Source organism: Allorhizobium sp. NPDC080224 (assembly GCF_050281005.1).
In the GTDB taxonomy this organism is placed as follows: Bacteria; Pseudomonadota; Alphaproteobacteria; order Rhizobiales; family Rhizobiaceae; genus Allorhizobium.
Window position 1 is genome coordinate 2,625,922 of the sequence record NZ_JBNNWJ010000001.1, and the last position, 15,140, is coordinate 2,641,061.

Annotated in this window: 14 protein-coding genes; 8 read left to right on the plus strand and 6 right to left on the minus strand. The window is 60.6% G+C overall.

The window, feature by feature from the left end; genetic code table 11:
* Positions 1–159 precede the first annotated feature (159 nt).
* The 7 genes from ACQKP1_RS12980 (at position 160) to ACQKP1_RS13010 (ending at position 7,536) form a co-directional block, all read left to right on the plus strand.
* On the plus strand, positions 160–1,503 hold the full coding sequence (locus ACQKP1_RS12980; protein ID WP_427275555.1) for an ABC transporter substrate-binding protein: 1,344 nt from the start codon (positions 160–162) through the stop codon (positions 1,501–1,503).
* Positions 1,504–1,709: 206 nt separating this feature from the next.
* Positions 1,710–2,657 (plus strand): carbohydrate ABC transporter permease, encoded by a 948-nt coding sequence (locus ACQKP1_RS12985; protein ID WP_427275556.1) that lies wholly within the window; start codon positions 1,710–1,712, stop codon positions 2,655–2,657.
* Positions 2,654–3,598: a carbohydrate ABC transporter permease gene (locus ACQKP1_RS12990; RefSeq protein WP_006725456.1), complete on the plus strand. Its 945-nt coding sequence runs from the start codon at positions 2,654–2,656 to the stop codon at positions 3,596–3,598. Before ACQKP1_RS12985 ends, ACQKP1_RS12990 begins: the two co-directional genes overlap by 4 nt.
* Positions 3,595–3,783, plus strand: a complete 189-nt coding sequence (locus ACQKP1_RS12995; RefSeq protein ID WP_203020207.1) for a hypothetical protein — start codon at positions 3,595–3,597, stop codon at positions 3,781–3,783. Before ACQKP1_RS12990 ends, ACQKP1_RS12995 begins: the two co-directional genes overlap by 4 nt.
* Positions 3,784–3,786: 3 nt before the next feature.
* Positions 3,787–4,884: an ABC transporter ATP-binding protein gene (locus ACQKP1_RS13000; RefSeq protein WP_427275557.1), complete on the plus strand. Its 1,098-nt coding sequence runs from the start codon at positions 3,787–3,789 to the stop codon at positions 4,882–4,884.
* Entirely contained in the window at positions 4,877–5,872 is a 996-nt protein-coding gene (locus ACQKP1_RS13005; RefSeq protein WP_427275558.1) for an ABC transporter ATP-binding protein, read from the plus strand. Before ACQKP1_RS13000 ends, ACQKP1_RS13005 begins: the two co-directional genes overlap by 8 nt.
* Positions 5,873–5,883: 11 nt before the next feature.
* A complete protein-coding gene (locus ACQKP1_RS13010; protein ID WP_427275559.1) occupies positions 5,884–7,536 on the plus strand; it encodes a dihydroxyacetone kinase subunit DhaK in 1,653 nt (550 codons plus the stop codon).
* A gap of 118 nt (positions 7,537–7,654) precedes the next feature.
* Here the strand turns inward: ACQKP1_RS13010 and ACQKP1_RS13015 are convergent, their stop codons facing one another.
* The gene (locus ACQKP1_RS13015; RefSeq protein ID WP_427276452.1) at positions 7,655–8,344 is read right to left on the minus strand and encodes a phosphoribosyltransferase; all 690 of its coding nucleotides are present in this window, start codon (positions 8,342–8,344) and stop codon (positions 7,655–7,657) included.
* Between the two features lie 190 nt (positions 8,345–8,534).
* On the opposite strand from ACQKP1_RS13015, the gene ACQKP1_RS13020 reads away from it, so the two are divergent.
* Complete coding sequence (locus tag ACQKP1_RS13020) at positions 8,535–9,707, plus strand: M20 aminoacylase family protein (protein WP_427275560.1); 1,173 nt, start codon at positions 8,535–8,537, stop codon at positions 9,705–9,707.
* Between the two features lie 18 nt (positions 9,708–9,725).
* Here ACQKP1_RS13020 and ACQKP1_RS13025 read toward each other — a convergent pair whose 3' ends face one another.
* From ACQKP1_RS13025 to ACQKP1_RS13045, 5 genes are read right to left on the minus strand one after another with little or no spacing between them, the layout of a single operon-like run.
* On the minus strand, positions 9,726–11,513 hold the full coding sequence (locus ACQKP1_RS13025) for an adenine deaminase (protein WP_427275561.1): 1,788 nt from the start codon (positions 11,511–11,513) through the stop codon (positions 9,726–9,728).
* Entirely contained in the window at positions 11,510–12,433 is a 924-nt protein-coding gene (locus ACQKP1_RS13030; protein WP_427275562.1) for a nucleoside hydrolase, read from the minus strand. Before ACQKP1_RS13030 ends, ACQKP1_RS13025 begins: the two co-directional genes overlap by 4 nt.
* Before the next feature lie 6 nt (positions 12,434–12,439).
* The gene (locus tag ACQKP1_RS13035) at positions 12,440–13,465 is read right to left on the minus strand and encodes an ABC transporter ATP-binding protein (RefSeq protein WP_427275563.1); all 1,026 of its coding nucleotides are present in this window, start codon (positions 13,463–13,465) and stop codon (positions 12,440–12,442) included.
* Complete coding sequence (locus ACQKP1_RS13040; protein ID WP_427275564.1) at positions 13,458–14,237, minus strand: ABC transporter permease; 780 nt, start codon at positions 14,235–14,237, stop codon at positions 13,458–13,460. The genes ACQKP1_RS13035 and ACQKP1_RS13040 overlap by 8 nt, the downstream gene beginning before the upstream one ends.
* Entirely contained in the window at positions 14,234–15,061 is an 828-nt protein-coding gene (locus ACQKP1_RS13045) for an ABC transporter permease (protein ID WP_427275565.1), read from the minus strand. Before ACQKP1_RS13045 ends, ACQKP1_RS13040 begins: the two co-directional genes overlap by 4 nt.
* Between the last annotated feature and the right edge of the window lie 79 nt (positions 15,062–15,140).

A 15,140-nucleotide genomic window follows, 5' to 3' on the forward strand; every position in this document is an offset into this window, starting at 1 on the left:
GCGCACATCAATTAGCCTTGTTCTTGGGTCAGGGTAGCGCGTTCAACGCAGCCCGATCCGCTGGAGGAGGCCGGCCAGGGATGAGGGTCCGGAGCCGGCATTTTGCCCGCAAGGGCGTTTCGCCATCCGTTGGAGACCGGACGGCGCTGGGAGGATGACATGATGACATCGCTTTACGTGAAAGGCCTGCTTGCTGCCGCGACAGTTGCATCTTCAATGAGCTTTGGCGCTCTTGTGGCGCATGCCAATGAAAAGGAACTGACGCTCTGCTGGGCAACCTGGGACCCAGCAAACGCGCTGGTCGAACTCAGCAAGGATTTTGAGGCCTCGTCCGGCATCAAGATGAAATTCGAGTTTGTGCCGTGGCCGAACTTCGCCGACCGCATGCTCAACGAGCTCAATTCCGGCGGCAAACTCTGCGACCTAATGATCGGCGACAGCCAGTGGATTGGTGGTGCCGCCGAAAACGGCTGGTATGTGAAGCTCAACGACTTCTTCGACAAGGAAGGCATCAGCATGGATGCCTTCGTACCGGCAACGGTCACGGGCTATTCGGAATGGCCGAAGAATAGCCCGAACTACTGGTCGCTGCCGGCCTTTGGCGACGTGGTCGGCTGGACTTACCGCAAGGACTGGTTCGAACGCCCCGAGATCCAGAGCGCCTTCAAGGAAAAGTTCGGTCGCGACCTGACGCCGCCTGCAACCTTCGACGAACTCAAGCAGGTCGCCGAATTCTTCCAGGGCCGCGAGATCGACGGCAAGACCGTTTACGGCGCCTCCATCTACACCGAGCGTGGCTCCGAGGGCATCACGATGGGCGTGATGGACGTGCTTTACAGCTATGGCTTCAAGTACGACAACCCGGAAAAGCCCTATGATATGGAAGGCTTCGTGAATTCGGACGGTGCGGTGAAGGGCCTTGAATTCTACAAGTCGCTCTATGACTGCTGCGTCGCGCCGGGCACATCCAACACCTACATGGGTGAAGGTATCGACGCCTACAAATCGGGCCAGGTTGCCATGCAGATGAACTTCGCATTCACCTGGCCGGGCTTCGAGGCCGATCCGAACGTTGGTGGCGGCAAGACGGGCTATCTCGTCAATCCGGCAGGCCCTGGCGGCGAACAGTTCGCCCAACTCGGCGGCCAGGGCATTTCAGTGGTCGCCAATACAGACAACATGGACGGCGCGCTGGCCTACATCAAGTGGTTCGCCCAGAAGGATGTGCAGGACAAATGGTGGTCCATGGGCGGCTTCTCATGCCTTCGCGCCGTGGTCGAAGACCCGAACTTCGCCAAGAGTCAGCCCTATGCGCAGACCTTCCTCGACAGCATGGCGATCGTGAAGGACTTCTGGGCAGAGCCGGCCTATGCGTCGCTGCTTCAGGCATCGCAGAAACGCTTCCACGATTATGTCGTCGCAGGCAATGGCACCGCAAAAGAAGCGCTTGACGGACTGATCGCCGACTGGACGGAAACCTTCGAGGACGAAGGCAAGCTCTGACACAAGCTGAGCCTGGCGCCCTGAATGGGCTTACCCCTCCTGCCCTCTCCCTCGGCAATGCCGGGGGCGAGACACAAAGCCAGCGCTGCCGCCGGCACCAATCTTTCAAAGCCTTGAAGCCTGCCGGCACTAGTAGAACCTTGCCTCGTTGCGACAAGGCACGAGGAGCCGGCTGCCCATTTGGAAACGTTAAACGGATCCGGACGATGACCGACAAAGCTGCAGCCCGCCTCGCCCGCGCGACACCAGAACCGGTTGCAAAACGAATCCGGGGTCTGAGCGATAGAGCCATCGCCTGGATTTTCGTCGCGCCGACGATCTTTCTGCTTTTGTCCATCAACATTTTCCCGCTGATCTGGACGATCCGCCTGTCGTTTACGAACTTCGCCGCCAACAAGCCGAATGCGGAAGTGCAGTGGGTCGGATTGCGCAATTACACGCGCATCCTGACAGACGCAGACACCTGGGCGAACATGCAGACAACAGCCCACTTCCTTATCTGGACGATCACCTTCCAGGTGCTGATCGGCTTTTCCCTGGCATGGCTGATCAACCGCAAGTTCAAGGGCAATGACCTGGTGACGACGTTAATCGTCATCCCGATGATGCTCTCGCCCGCCGTGGTCGGCAACTTCTGGACCTTTCTCTACCAGCCGCAGATCGGCCTCGTGAACTATGCCGTCGAATTCCTGACCGGCATTCCGGCCGACAGCTTCTCGATGCTTGGCCCCGGCGGCTGGGCACGCTGGGCGATCGTCATCGTCGACACCTGGATGTGGACGCCCTTCGTCATGCTGATCTGCCTTGCCGGTCTGCGTTCCATCCCCGACTACATCTATGAGGCAGCGGAAGTCGACCGCGCATCGAAGTGGCGGCAGTTCTGGACGATCACCCTGCCGATGGCGCTTCCGTTCCTGATGCTTGCGGTCCTATTCCGCGGCATCGAGAATTTCCGGATGTTCGACCTCGTGGTCCTTCTCACAGGTGGCGGGCCGGGGGACGAAACGCTGCTCGCCTCGATCGACCTCAAGCGCGAAGCCTTCGAGAAGTGGCGGACCGGCTATTCCAGCGCCTATGCAATCATCCTGTTCGTCACGGTATTCGGCCTCGCCTCCATCTACGTCAAGGCACTGAACAAGGTTAAGGAACGATGAGCGCACATTCCGTCACCGAACCGTCGACCGTCTCCAAGTGGATTGCCGGCATCCTGGTTGGACTTTACGCACTGATCACGTTGATCCCGTTGCTGTGGATCATTTCGACGAGCTTCAAGTCTGGCCCAGACTCGATCAGCTATCCGCCGAAAGTGGTCTTTCAGCCGACGCTTGAAGGCTATGTGAACCTCTTTACGACACAATCGCGCCCATCCGCAGCAGACCTTGCCAAACTGCCGCCGCCCACCACCTGGTATGACAAGATCACCCGTGACAGGGGCATGATCATCTCGGGTCCTTCGCGCTTCGGACAGAGGTTCCTGAACTCTGTCATCATCGGCTTCGGCTCGACATTCCTGTCGATCTTCCTTGGAACGCTCGCCGCTTATGCTTTCAGCCGCTTCAAGGTACCGCTGAAGGATGACCTTCTGTTTTTCATCCTTTCGACCAGAATGATGCCGCCGATTGCGGTCGCGATCCCAATCTATCTGATGTTCAGACAGCTTGGGCTATCCGACACCCATCTCGGCATGATCCTGCTCTATACGGCGGTCAACCTGTCGCTGTCGGTCTGGCTGCTCAAGGGCTTCATCGACGAAATCCCGCGCGAATACGAGGAAGCGGCACTGATCGATGGCTACACCCGCTTCCAGGCCTTCTACAAGGTCGTCCTACCGCAGGCGGCGACAGGTATCGCCTCGACCGCAATCTTCTGCCTGATCTTTGCCTGGAATGAATATGCCTTCGCAGTCCTTCTGACGAGCGGCAATGCCCAGACCGCACCTCCCTTTATCCCCACCATCCTCTCAGTCGGAGGCGGGATCGACTGGCCGGCCGTTGCGGCTGCGGCAACGCTGTTCTTGCTGCCCGTGGTCGTCTTCACCGTTTTGCTGCGCAAGCATCTGCTCCGCGGCATCACCTTTGGAGCCGTACGCAAATGATGAACTTCCTAACCCGCCTCAGCCGGTTTCGCCGGTCCGAATGGGAAATGCTTGCCTCGGCCCTGATCGCACTCGGCGTCATCATGCTCATGCAGCCACTGTCCCTGACCCTCTTCACCCTCTCCTTTCCGGTGACGCTGATCGGAACCGTCATGTTCATCGTCGTCAGTCATTTCCCGGAGTAAGTCATGGCCCAGATTCGCGTTGAAAACCTGCGCAAGGACTTTGGAGCCTTCAACGCTGTGAAGTCGTCCACCTTTACCGTCGAGGATGGCGAGTTCTTCATGCTGCTTGGCCCCTCCGGCTGCGGCAAGACGACGACATTGCGGATGATGGCCGGCCTTGAACTGCCAACCAGTGGCGAGATCTATATCGGCGGCGAGGAGGTCGGTATGAAGCGCGCCAGCGAGCGCGACATCGCTTTCGTCTTTCAGATGTTTGCGCTTTATCCGCATATGAACGTTCGCAAGAACATCTCCTATCCCCTAGTGAGCCAGGGCGTGTCACGGTCCGAAGTCGATCGTCGCGTGGCTGAAGTGGCTCGCATCCTGCAGATTGCATCCATCCTCGACAAACCGGTCGGCGGGCTTTCGGGCGGCGACCGCCAGCGCGTGGCGCTCGGCCGTGCGATCGTCCGCCAGCCGAAAGCCTTTTTCATGGACGAGCCCCTTGGAGCGCTCGATGCTGAGTTTCGCGAGCATATGGCAGAGGAACTGCGCGCCCTGCATGATCGCATGGGGGCTACAACGGTCTACGTCACCCACGACCAGCTGGAAGCCATGCAGATGGGCGACAAAATCGTTGTCATGAACCATGGCGTGATCGAGCAGTTCGGCAAACCGCAGCAGATCTACGACTGGCCGGCGACCAAGTTCGTGGCAAAGTTTATCGGCTCGCCGCCGATGTCCTTCCTGGAGTTCGATGGCGCAATTGAAGAAGGCGGCAACGCTGTAACGATCGGTGAATCGCGCATCGAGCTTCCCAAATCCAGAGAAGGCCGCAAGGGCGCGCTCACGCTCGGGGTAAGACCGGAACATGTTCGTCTGTCGGACGCAGCTGACCTTAGGGGACGGGTCGCCGCCGTCGAATATCTGGGCACCACACAGATCGTCACGATCGAGACCAACCACGGAGAGATCAAGGCGCGGACAGCATCGAGCGATGTGATCAGAACAGGGGCTTCCGTTGGTCTTGAATTGGATCGCCGCTCGCTCACCCTCTTTGATGCGATGAGCGGAAGGGCCCTGCTATCCGAAGGCAATGAAGGAGTGCTCGCTCGTGGCTGACGTCGTCCTTTCCAGCATCAGCAAGTCGTTCGGTGCCACCTGTGCGCTCGATGACGTGACGATGACCGTTCCCGACGGCGCGTTCGTTGTACTCCTGGGGCCCACCGGAGCCGGAAAAACCACGCTTCTGCGCACGGTGTCCGGCCTTGAAACCCAAGATAAGGGTGACGTCAGGATCGGCGGACGTTCCATGGCGGGCCTGACACCGGCACAGCGCAACATCGCGATGGTCTTTCAGCAATATTCCCTCTATCCGCACATGACGGTGCGGCAAAACCTCGAATTCCCGCTGAAGTCGCCGCTGTTGCGCACGTCCCAGTCGATGATCGACCAGAAGGTCAAGGCGATCGCCGAGGTCCTGCAGATCTCCCACAAGCTCGACAACAAGGCGACAGCCCTTTCGGGGGGTGAGATGCAGCGCGTCTCGATCGGTCGGGCGCTCGTGCGCAATCCGCAGATCTATCTCATGGATGAACCGCTGAGCTCGCTCGACGCGAAACTCCGGTCCGATCTCCGCGTTGAACTGAAAAACATCCAGGCACAGTCGGGCGCCACTTTCCTCTATGTGACGCATGACCAGATCGAGGCGATGACCATGGCGACCCATGTCGGTGTCTTAAAGGAGGGCCGGCTCGTACAATTCGGATCGCCACGCGAGATCTATGAAACACCGGTCAGCATCTATGCCGCAACCCGGCTTGGCCAGCCGCGCATTAACGTCCTCCCCGCAAACCTCTTCCCCGGCGCACCGGCCAGGGCCCATTCCATTGGCCTGCGTCCCGAGCATATTCACCAGGGGGAAGGTCCAGAGGCCCGGGTGACCCGGGTCGAGCATCTCGGCGATCAGACGCGCCTTCATCTGACCCTTGGGGCACACCCGATCATCACTGTCACCGATGCCCATACCGCCCTGAAGGGCGGCGACGTCATCAGAATCCAGCCGCGCGAGCCGCTCTATTTCGATGCGGCCGGAATGCGTCTCATTTAAGGGAGGGTCTCATGCCTCAATTTCTCAACAGCAGGGAAAATGCCGTTACCGAAGCCATCGACGGCGCGCTCATTGCCTCGGCCGGCGCTTTGAGCCGCCTGGACGGCTATCCCCACATCCGCGTCGTGGTGCGGTCCGACTGGGACAAGTCGAAGGTAGCGATTGTGTCGGGCGGCGGATCCGGCCACGAGCCGGCTCATGCCGGCTTTGTCGGACGCGGAATGCTGACGGCAGCTGTGTGTGGTGATGTTTTTGCCTCGCCGAGCGTCGATGCCATCCTGGCTGCAATCCTTGCGGTAACTGGACCGCTCGGTTGCCTGCTGATCGTCAAGAATTACACCGGTGACCGGCTGAACTTCGGCCTTGCGGCCGAGCGCGCCCGCGCCTTCGGGCTCAATGTCGGCATGGTGATCGTTGACGATGACATCGCGCTTCCCGACCTGCCGCAGTCACGCGGGGTCGCGGGCACGCTCTTCGTTCACAAGATTGCCGGTGCGATGGCAGAAAACGGAGCCAGCCTCGATGCCGTCACCGATACGGCTCGCCGGGTGATCGCCAATATTCGCTCGATCGGCATTTCGCTCGACACCTGCACCGTGCCGGGCTCGCCCAAGGAATCGAGAATTCCCGAAGGCCGTGCCGAACTTGGCCTTGGCATCCATGGCGAGGCCGGTGTGGAGCAGATCGAATATGACGGCGTGCGCGGCGCGGTGGCCGCGATGGTGGAACGGCTAGGCGCGGGCATGGAAGCCAAGCCGCATGTCGTGCTCATCAACAATCTCGGTGGGACCTCCGTCCTCGAAATGGCGGTGGTCGTCAACGAACTGGTCCAGTCGGCGATCGGCTCGCGGATCTCTCATATCGTCGGACCTGCCCCATTGATGACCTCGCTGGACATGCAGGGTTTTTCGATCTCGGTCATGCCGGCGGAAAAAGCCGATCTCGACCTTCTGGCCAAGTCCGTCGATCTTGCGGCATGGCCCGGTGTAAGGGTTGTCCGACCGGTCAACGTCATAGCCCTGCCCGACGGACTGACCCCGATTGCGCCACTTGCCTCGCAGCATGTGCCGACGCGGCAGTTCCTGACCGAATGCTGCAAGCTTCTGATCGAGGCGGAGAAGGATCTCAACGCGCTTGATGCAAAATCTGGTGACGGTGATACCGGCTCGACCCTTGCAAGTGCCGCACGGGCCCTGATGGAGGCGCTGGACAGGCTGCCGCTTGCTGATCATACGCAATTGCTGCGCGCCATGGGCCAGGAGCTGAGCCAGACCATGGGCGGCTCCTCCGGTGTACTGCTCGCCATCTTCTTCGCCGCGGCGGGCGATGGGGCCTCAAGTGGTCTGGGGATGCGCGATGCGCTCAAGGCCGGCCTCACCCGGATGCAGGAGATTGGCGGCGCCGAGCTCGGTGACCGAACCATGATCGATGCGCTCTCGCCCGCACTTGACGCCTATGACAAGGGTTTCGCGGCAGCAGCAAGTGCTGCGCGCGCAGGCGCCAACCTCACCGCCACTTACGTCAAGGCCCGAGCCGGGCGGGCCGCTTACATCAATGCTCAGCAGCTCGAAGGACACATCGATCCAGGTGCAGAGGCTGTCGCGCGTCTCTTCGAGTTCCTTGCGCGACGCCATGGCGGCTCTCAGGGCAAGGCAGCTGAGTGATGCACTGAGCCAAGGACGGGTGCGGTAGATGCCGAGCATCCGCACCGTCTCTGACGCGCCGACTTAAACCTGTCTTTGGACAGCGGCCTTAGCTGCGGCCAAAACCGCGACAAGCCTATCAATCTTCAAAGGCAGGATGCCACAAACCGTCGTCACCCTTGACCAGCATCGGTGTTGAAAACGTGCCACGCACCCGCTCCGGCCAATGCGGCCCCTGCCCGGCCAGAGCCGCTCGCCAGCGATCCGACTGCAGCATGGCGGCGCCGACAACCAAGGGTTCGATGCCTGCAGACTTCAACAGCGAGAGCCCGGCCCGGATCGAGGCACCGCTTGAAATCACGTCATCAATCAGAGCGACGCGACAGTCCTTCAACAGGGGCAACATGCGCGGATCGACATAGAGCCGCTTTTCCTGGTCAGGGGTGGTGATCGACTTCAGCGGCACAGACAGTTCGTCGAAATACCAGAACTTCTTCGAGGTCCCGAGCGGAACGTAACGGCGATGGCCGAGCTTCTGCGCCACGGCTGATGCAAGCGTCAGACCAAGCGTCGGCAGGCCCACCACGACATCGGGTTCCAGCAAGGCCAATTGTCCGGCAAGATCGTCGGCCAGGGCATCGAGCACAGTAAAACTAGCTTGGTTGACGATCAGCGAAGCAAGCGCATGCCGCCCGTCGGAAAGCGGCCGGATCGGCAAGCGGATCTGTCGTCCGTCGGCAAGCGTCGCCGGATAGAAATTCGAATGCCCGCCTTTGGGATCGAAACTCGCCGGCGGATAAGTCTCCTGCCAGAAATCATGGGGCTGCATGCGGTCATCCTCGAGTAGAGCCAGCGCCACGGGTGCAAAAGCACTGCCCGGCACAACGAAACGGTTCAAATTGCTCAACTTTCCATCTATACCAATGGCACCACGTTTGTAACCTTCTCATGCGCCTGGATGGGCCGGCACACCCACATCCCCGCGCTTCTTTCCCAGGTTTCCAAGGCACCCAGGACCCATGCAGATCAACCCAGACATCGCCGCTGACCTCAGCATCCTGACGGCACTTCGCCGCGATCTGCATCAATATCCGGAGCTCGGCTTCGAGGAGACCCGCACCAGCGCCGTCGTCGCCAAACTGCTGGAAGAAGCAGGCGTCCAAGTCACGCTTGGTCTCGGAGGCACCGGTGTCGTCGGCACATTGCAGGTGGGCAATGGCACACGCGTGATAGGTCTTCGCGCCGACATGGACGCGCTGGCGATGCCGGAAAAGGCCGACCGACCCTACAAATCGAAGATAGACGGCAAGATGCATGCGTGCGGCCATGACGGCCACACAACGCTGCTTGTTGGCGCTGCGCGCCATCTGGCCCGGACCCGCAACTTCTCCGGCACGGTGCATTTCATCTTCCAGCCTGCGGAAGAAGGGCGCGGCGGCGCCCGCCGCATGGTCGAGGATGGGCTATTCGAGAAGTTTCCCTGCGATGCGGTCTATGGCCTGCACAATATGCCAGGCCTCGACCCAGACGAGATCGCCGTGGTCGAAGGCCCGCAACTGGCCTCTTCCGACAGCTGGCGCATCACTTTCCGCGGCACCGGCACCCACGGTGCCAAGCCACATCTCGGCAAGGACCCGATAACCGCTGCCGGCACATTCCTATCCTCGCTACAGACCATCGTCGGCCGTGTGATCGATCCGTTGCAGCCAGCAGTCGTCAGCGCCTGTTCTGTACAGGCCGGCAATCCGGAAGCGCTCAATGTCATTCCCGACACCGTGGAGATAGGCGGCACAGCGCGCGCCTATTCAGCAGATGTGCGCGACAAGCTCGAGGCCGAGATTGGCCGTCTGGCCAAAGGTACGGCCGCCATGTTCGGCATTGCGGTCGACTATGGTTTCCAGCGCCGCATTCCACCTGTCATCAACCACGCCGATGCCACGAGACGCGCGCTTAGAGCGGCCCGCTCCGTCTTTGGCGACAAGGTCCGCACCGCCTTCCCCCCATCAACCGCGGGCGACGATTTCGCCTATTTCGCCGACAAGGCCCCAGGATGCTATGTCTGGCTGGGAAATGGACCGGCCGTGGACGGCGCGCTCCACCACAATACCGCCTATGATTTCAACGATGCGGCCATCGGCCCTGGCGTCAGCTTCTGGAGCACGCTGGTCGAGCACGAGCTGGCGTCCACCTGACCAGCGCTCCGGATTGCTTCATGCGTCCGCCAGGACAGGACTTTGCAACAGCTGGCCCGTACCGACATCAGCGATACCGCGGTCGGTTTGGTGCGGCCCCGCATTGCAGGCAAGTGTTGCCCCGAAACAGGCCTTGAACACCAGATAAGGTGGCTGCCAGTCGACGATCTCATCCATTGCCGATCGGAGTAGAGAAAAATCGCGCGCAACTTGCTCCAGCGGAACATCCGAGACGAGACCTGACAGAGGCAGCGGTAGGAGTGCCACGATCCGCCGCTGAGAGACCACCGCCATGCCGCCGCCGGATGCGATCACCGCATTGGCAGCCCTTGCCATATCCTCGGGATCGCTGCCGAACACGGTCAGGTTATGGCTGTCATGAGAAACCGTGGTGGCGAAAGCACCGCGCCATTGACCCCAGTTTTCGAGAAATCCGACCCGTGGTCGGCTGTCACTGCGGCCGTGGCGATGGGCAACCGCTATGAGCGTCGTCCCTTCCGGGGGCACGACAAAGCCATTCTCCACCCTCGCCTGCCGCTCACCCCATTCGGTAAACCTTGGTCGATTGATGGTGGCAACCCGCGCGCTCTGCCCCTTTGCTGCGACCCGAAAGTCATCGGAGGTCAGAGGCTCGATTTTGATAGACCGGGTGAGCGCGGAAGGATCGACAGAGGTCGGCTTTGCAAGCAGCTCCCCGTTGCGGGCAACGAGCACTCCATTGGAAAAGACAAGCCTGGCCTTCAGATCTGTCAGGTCATCGAAGACGACGACATCAGCTCTGCGCCCTGCAGCAATGAGACCCAGATCAGGTCGGCCAAGCCGTTGTGCCGCATTTAGCGTTGCCGCCCGCAATGCCCAGTCGGGATTCAACCCATAGCGAACCAGACGGCGCACCACATCATCGAGTCCGCCGCCCTGATATAGGTCATCGGGGAAGACATCGTCAGTGCACAACGTCACCGTTTGCGGCAGGTGGCCAAGCCGGTTAAGCGCCTCGACAAAGTCCGGCAGAAGATGGTCGTGCGAGCCACGCAATTCGATCGCCAGACCGGCCCTGAGCTTTTCCATCAAGTCATCGCTGGACACGAGCTCGTGGTCTGAACTGACGCCTGCCGTCATGAAGGCAGCGAGATCGCCATCCTTCAGGCCACGCGCATGACCGCAGATCAGCTTGCCCGAGGCAAGGCCTGCCTGGACAATTGCGCTCATGCGCGGATCGCGGTCGATCACGCCGCGCATGTTCATCACCTCAGCCACACCGCCGACCTCGGGCCATCTCAAGAGATCCGCGATGACTGCGGCGTCGAAATCCGCACCGTTCAGTTCAAGATCAGGCGCTGAGGGCACGCAGGAAGGCGCAAGCAGGATCATCCTGAGCGGCAGCGGGCGCGCAGCTTCCGCTGCATAGCGGACACCGGGTACCCCATGCACATTGCCAAATTCATGCGGGTCCCAAACGATGGTCGTCACGCCGCGCGGCAGAACGGCGCCCGCGTAAGTCGCAGGCGTCACCATCGAGCTTTCGATATGCATATGCGTATCGATCAGTCCGGGGGACAGATAGCCACCTTGGGCGTCGAAGACCTCACCGGCGTCTTCGCGACGACCTGTTGCATGAACGCTGGCAATCAGTGGCCCGACCAGGCCGATATCGGCCAGGCGACGCTCGCCTGTGACCATGTCGATGAGCGTGCCATTGACAATCAGCCGGTCAAAGGCTGCATCTCCCCGGGCGGCTGCCACGGCGCGCGCGCGCAGGTCGCCATCGTTCAGATCCGTTGGTTCTGCCCCGCATTTTAACGTCACTTGGCCGCCTCCCATTGCAGCGCATCGCAGACGATCGCCTTGATCGCAGCAGCATCGCAATCAGCAACGAATTCCGCGTTGAAGACGGCATGCGACGATCGCGTCTCGACGATGGTTCGCCCCCGGGTCAGACCATTGCCACATTCCATGTCGATCCGCGCCTTCTGCACGGTCACGAGATCGCCGCGAACGAAGGCAGCGGCTGCTGCCGGATCGTAAAGCGCCATGGCCGTACGACCACGGCTGACGGCGATGTCAATGAAGCCTGCCAGCATATCGGCAATGAGCGCCGCGTTCGTTCCGCCTGCACCGCGGATCGGATCGACGTCATCGGGGGTCGCCACCACCTTTCTGCACAGATCGAGATCAACCATTCGCAGCGGCAGACCATGCGCCAGAATAATGGCGACCGCCTCGGGATCGGCCAGTGCATTGAACTCCGCCGATGCGGTGTGGTTCCCTTGCGTCAGCCCGCCTCCCATCCAGGTCAGATCATCGATCCGTGCCGCCAGGTCTGGCCGCGCGAGAGCCAGCGCCGCAAGATTGGTCAAGGGCCCGAGCGCCAGGATCCGGCGCGGCGCGGTAGCTTTCTCAAGCCAGGTGCAAAGGGCGGAAAATGCGTCGCCGCCGGGCAGATCACCGCCTTCTGGCAGCGTCAGGCCAGTCGTCGGGATGCCGCTTTCACCGAGGATTTCCTGCGCCGTCTCCAAGGCGCCCATCACCGGTCTCTCCCGCCCGCAATAGATCGGAAAGCGCCAATCGAAGGCCTTTCTTGCGCCAGCGGCGTTGCGTTTAACCTGGTTGAGCGGGGTATTGCCGAACACCAGCGAGACACCGTCTATCTCAAGGCCCTGATGCAAGACGACCAGTATAGCCGCAATGTCATCGAAACCCATATCCGTATCGATCCAGATCCCCATGCGCGATTACCCGAACCGTTGAAGGGGAGCGGCGTCGGCAACCGGCAGATCAAAAGCGATTTCGGCGCCAAGTCCATGTGCCGGCAAAGCCGCGTCTACCTCTGCCTTGATCACGCCGAGGCGCGACTCCAGCACATATTCACGCGTGCCTCCGGCGAAGGAAACGCCGCGCACGACACCCGTCAGCGGACCTGAGCCCATGGTGACCGCGCGTGGACGCCAGGCCAATCCCTCAGCCACGGGAAGTCCGTCACGAAGGCTGATATCGCCACCAGACGTGACAAGCTTGCCGTCACGAACGGCAAAGATGTTTTCAAAGCCGACGAAATCGGCAACGAAGCGCGAGACAGGATGGTTGTAAATTTCCTGAGGCGTCCCGATCTGCTCGATCGCTCCGCCCTTCATCACCACAATCCGGTCCGCCAGCGCCAAGGCCTCGACCTGGTCATGGGTGACAAAGATCATGGTCACGCCGCTCTCCTTCTGCACACGCTGCAGTTCGGTGCGCATCTCGAGGCGCAGGCGCGCATCGAGATTGGACAACGGCTCGTCAAGCAGCAGCACCTTCGGCTCCATGACCATGGAGCGGGCGAGCGCCACACGCTGCTGCTGGCCACCGGAAAGCTCGGGCGTCTTGCGGTTGGCAAAGGCAGACAGGCCGACGGACTTCAGACCGGCCGAGACTTTTGCTTCCAGTTCGGCACCGCGCATACCCTTCAGCTTGAGACCGAATGCAACATTGTCGAACACCGAGAGGTGCGGAAACAGCGCATAGGATTGGAAAACGAGGCCAACCGCGCGCTTGTTGGCCGATACCCGTGTGATATCCGATCCATCAAGTCGGATCCTGCCACTGACCGGGTTCATCAATCCGGCGATCGAGCGCATCGTCGTGGTCTTGCCGCAGCCCGAAGGACCGAGAAGAGCAAGCAGTTCGCCCTTTCGGACTTCAAGATCGAGGTCCTTGACGGCGATCGTATTCCCGTAGGCGAGAGACAGCTTATCGAGTGTCAGAAAGGATGCGTCAGACATAGCGGGAAAACCCCAGAAAACGTTCGGCGGCAAATACGATGCCGATTGACAGGAAGGCGAGCAGTGAAGAAAGCGCGGCGATCGACGGATCGAAGACGATCTCCATGTATCCGATCATGTCGATCGGCAGGGTGCGAACGCCAGGCCCCGACAGGAACAGCGAAACCGGAACCTGATTGAAGCTGGTGACGAAGCCGAGAATGAAGGCGGACAGGATCCCTCCGCGGATGTTTGGCAAGACCACGCGCGTGAAGGCTCCGAGCCGCGATGAGCCGAGCAGAACCGCTGCCTCCTCGATATCAGAGCGCAAATTGTTGAGGCTCGCCGAGACGACACGCACTGCATAAGGCAGAACTAGCGCGGTATGGGCCAGGAAAAGAGCCAGCGTGATCGACACACCGATTGGCACAACGAAATAGCGGAGCAATGCCAAGCCGACGATAATGCCAGGCACGATGATCGGTGCCGAGACAATCGTGCGGACGGTCTCAGAGAACGGCAGCCTGTAGCGCGACATGGCATAGGAGGCTGGGATCCCCAGCATGAGGGCTACGAACGTGCCGCCGATCGCCAGGAACATCGACATCAGGAAGCTCTGCCGGAAGCTTTCGATGGTGAACACCTTGACGATCCACTTGAAGGAAAATCCCTGTGGCGGGAAAGCAAGCGTGTCCCCGGCAGAAAACGATGCGGCGACAATGATCAGGAATGGCCCGATCAGGAAAAGCAGCACCAGCGCCAGTGTGAGCGGGGCAAACAGTCTCTGGATCATGTCTTGCTCCTTGCCGTTGCGATGCGCTTCAAAAGAATGTTCGCGGCAAAGCTCATGACGATCAGAATGAAAGCGATGACGCTTGCGGCAACGAAATTGTTGGCGACAGTCACCTGCTGATAGAGCAAGGTCTCCAGCATCAGCACCTTGGAGCCGCCCAGAATGGCCGGCGTGATATAGGCGGTCATCGAACCGGTGAAGACGAGCGTTCCGCCGACCACCAGGCCCTCCCGGGTCAGCGGCAGAATGATCTTCCAGAACACCTGGAACCAGTTTGCGCCGAGCACCCGAGCTGCTGGCACGGCATCCCGCGGCAAATTCTCAAGCGCACTGACCAGCGAGATGATCATCAGCGGCAGGAAAAGCTGCAGCAGGCCGATGAAAACGGCGGTTTCGGTGAACAGGATCCGGAACGGTTCGTCACTCAAACCGACAGCCATCAATGCCTGGTTTACGATTCCAGTGCGCCCGAGAATAACGATCCAGGCGTAGGTGCGGGCAACAGGCGAAATCATAAGCGGCAGGACGACCAGACCGATCATCCGACCCTTGGCGCCGGGCGGCAGGCTGACAATGGCATAGGCTGCCGCGTAACCGATGACCGCGGCAACCGCGGTCACCGTGACGCCGAGCCGAAGCGTGCGCAGGAATACGGTCTGGTTGAGAGGCTGGGAGAAGAAATCCCCATAGGCCGACAGCGTCCAGCCATCGGCCGAGCGAAAGCCTTCAGACAGCAAAAGAATGACAGGCACGAGGAAGACCACGGCCGCAAATATTGCTGCCGGCAGGGCTAGCGCCAGAGCTTCCGCCCGATTGTTGAACATGGCAATTCGCCCTTCATGGAGGTGACCAAAGTCACAGTCGGGGCGCAGCTTCGAGCTGATGTCCGATCGCCGCGCCCCT

Bases quoted from the DNA above. Each gene is read 5' to 3' on its own strand.
- ACQKP1_RS12980 (WP_427275555.1), top strand. From the start codon at position 160: ATGATGACATCGCTTTACGTGAAAGGCCTGCTTGCTGCCGCGACAGTT.
- ACQKP1_RS12985 (WP_427275556.1), top strand. From the start codon at position 1,710: ATGACCGACAAAGCTGCAGCCCGCCTCGCCCGCGCGACACCAGAACCG.
- ACQKP1_RS12990 (WP_006725456.1), top strand. From the start codon at position 2,654: ATGAGCGCACATTCCGTCACCGAACCGTCGACCGTCTCCAAGTGGATT.
- ACQKP1_RS12995 (WP_203020207.1), top strand. From the start codon at position 3,595: ATGATGAACTTCCTAACCCGCCTCAGCCGGTTTCGCCGGTCCGAATGG.
- ACQKP1_RS13000 (WP_427275557.1), top strand. From the start codon at position 3,787: ATGGCCCAGATTCGCGTTGAAAACCTGCGCAAGGACTTTGGAGCCTTC.
- ACQKP1_RS13010 (WP_427275559.1), top strand. From the start codon at position 5,884: ATGCCTCAATTTCTCAACAGCAGGGAAAATGCCGTTACCGAAGCCATC.
- ACQKP1_RS13015 (WP_427276452.1), bottom strand. From the start codon at position 8,344: ATGCAGCCCCATGATTTCTGGCAGGAGACTTATCCGCCGGCGAGTTTC.
- ACQKP1_RS13020 (WP_427275560.1), top strand. From the start codon at position 8,535: ATGCAGATCAACCCAGACATCGCCGCTGACCTCAGCATCCTGACGGCA.
- ACQKP1_RS13030 (WP_427275562.1), bottom strand. From the start codon at position 12,433: ATGGGGATCTGGATCGATACGGATATGGGTTTCGATGACATTGCGGCT.
- ACQKP1_RS13035 (WP_427275563.1), bottom strand. From the start codon at position 13,465: ATGTCTGACGCATCCTTTCTGACACTCGATAAGCTGTCTCTCGCCTAC.
- ACQKP1_RS13040 (WP_427275564.1), bottom strand. From the start codon at position 14,237: ATGATCCAGAGACTGTTTGCCCCGCTCACACTGGCGCTGGTGCTGCTT.
- ACQKP1_RS13045 (WP_427275565.1), bottom strand. From the start codon at position 15,061: ATGTTCAACAATCGGGCGGAAGCTCTGGCGCTAGCCCTGCCGGCAGCA.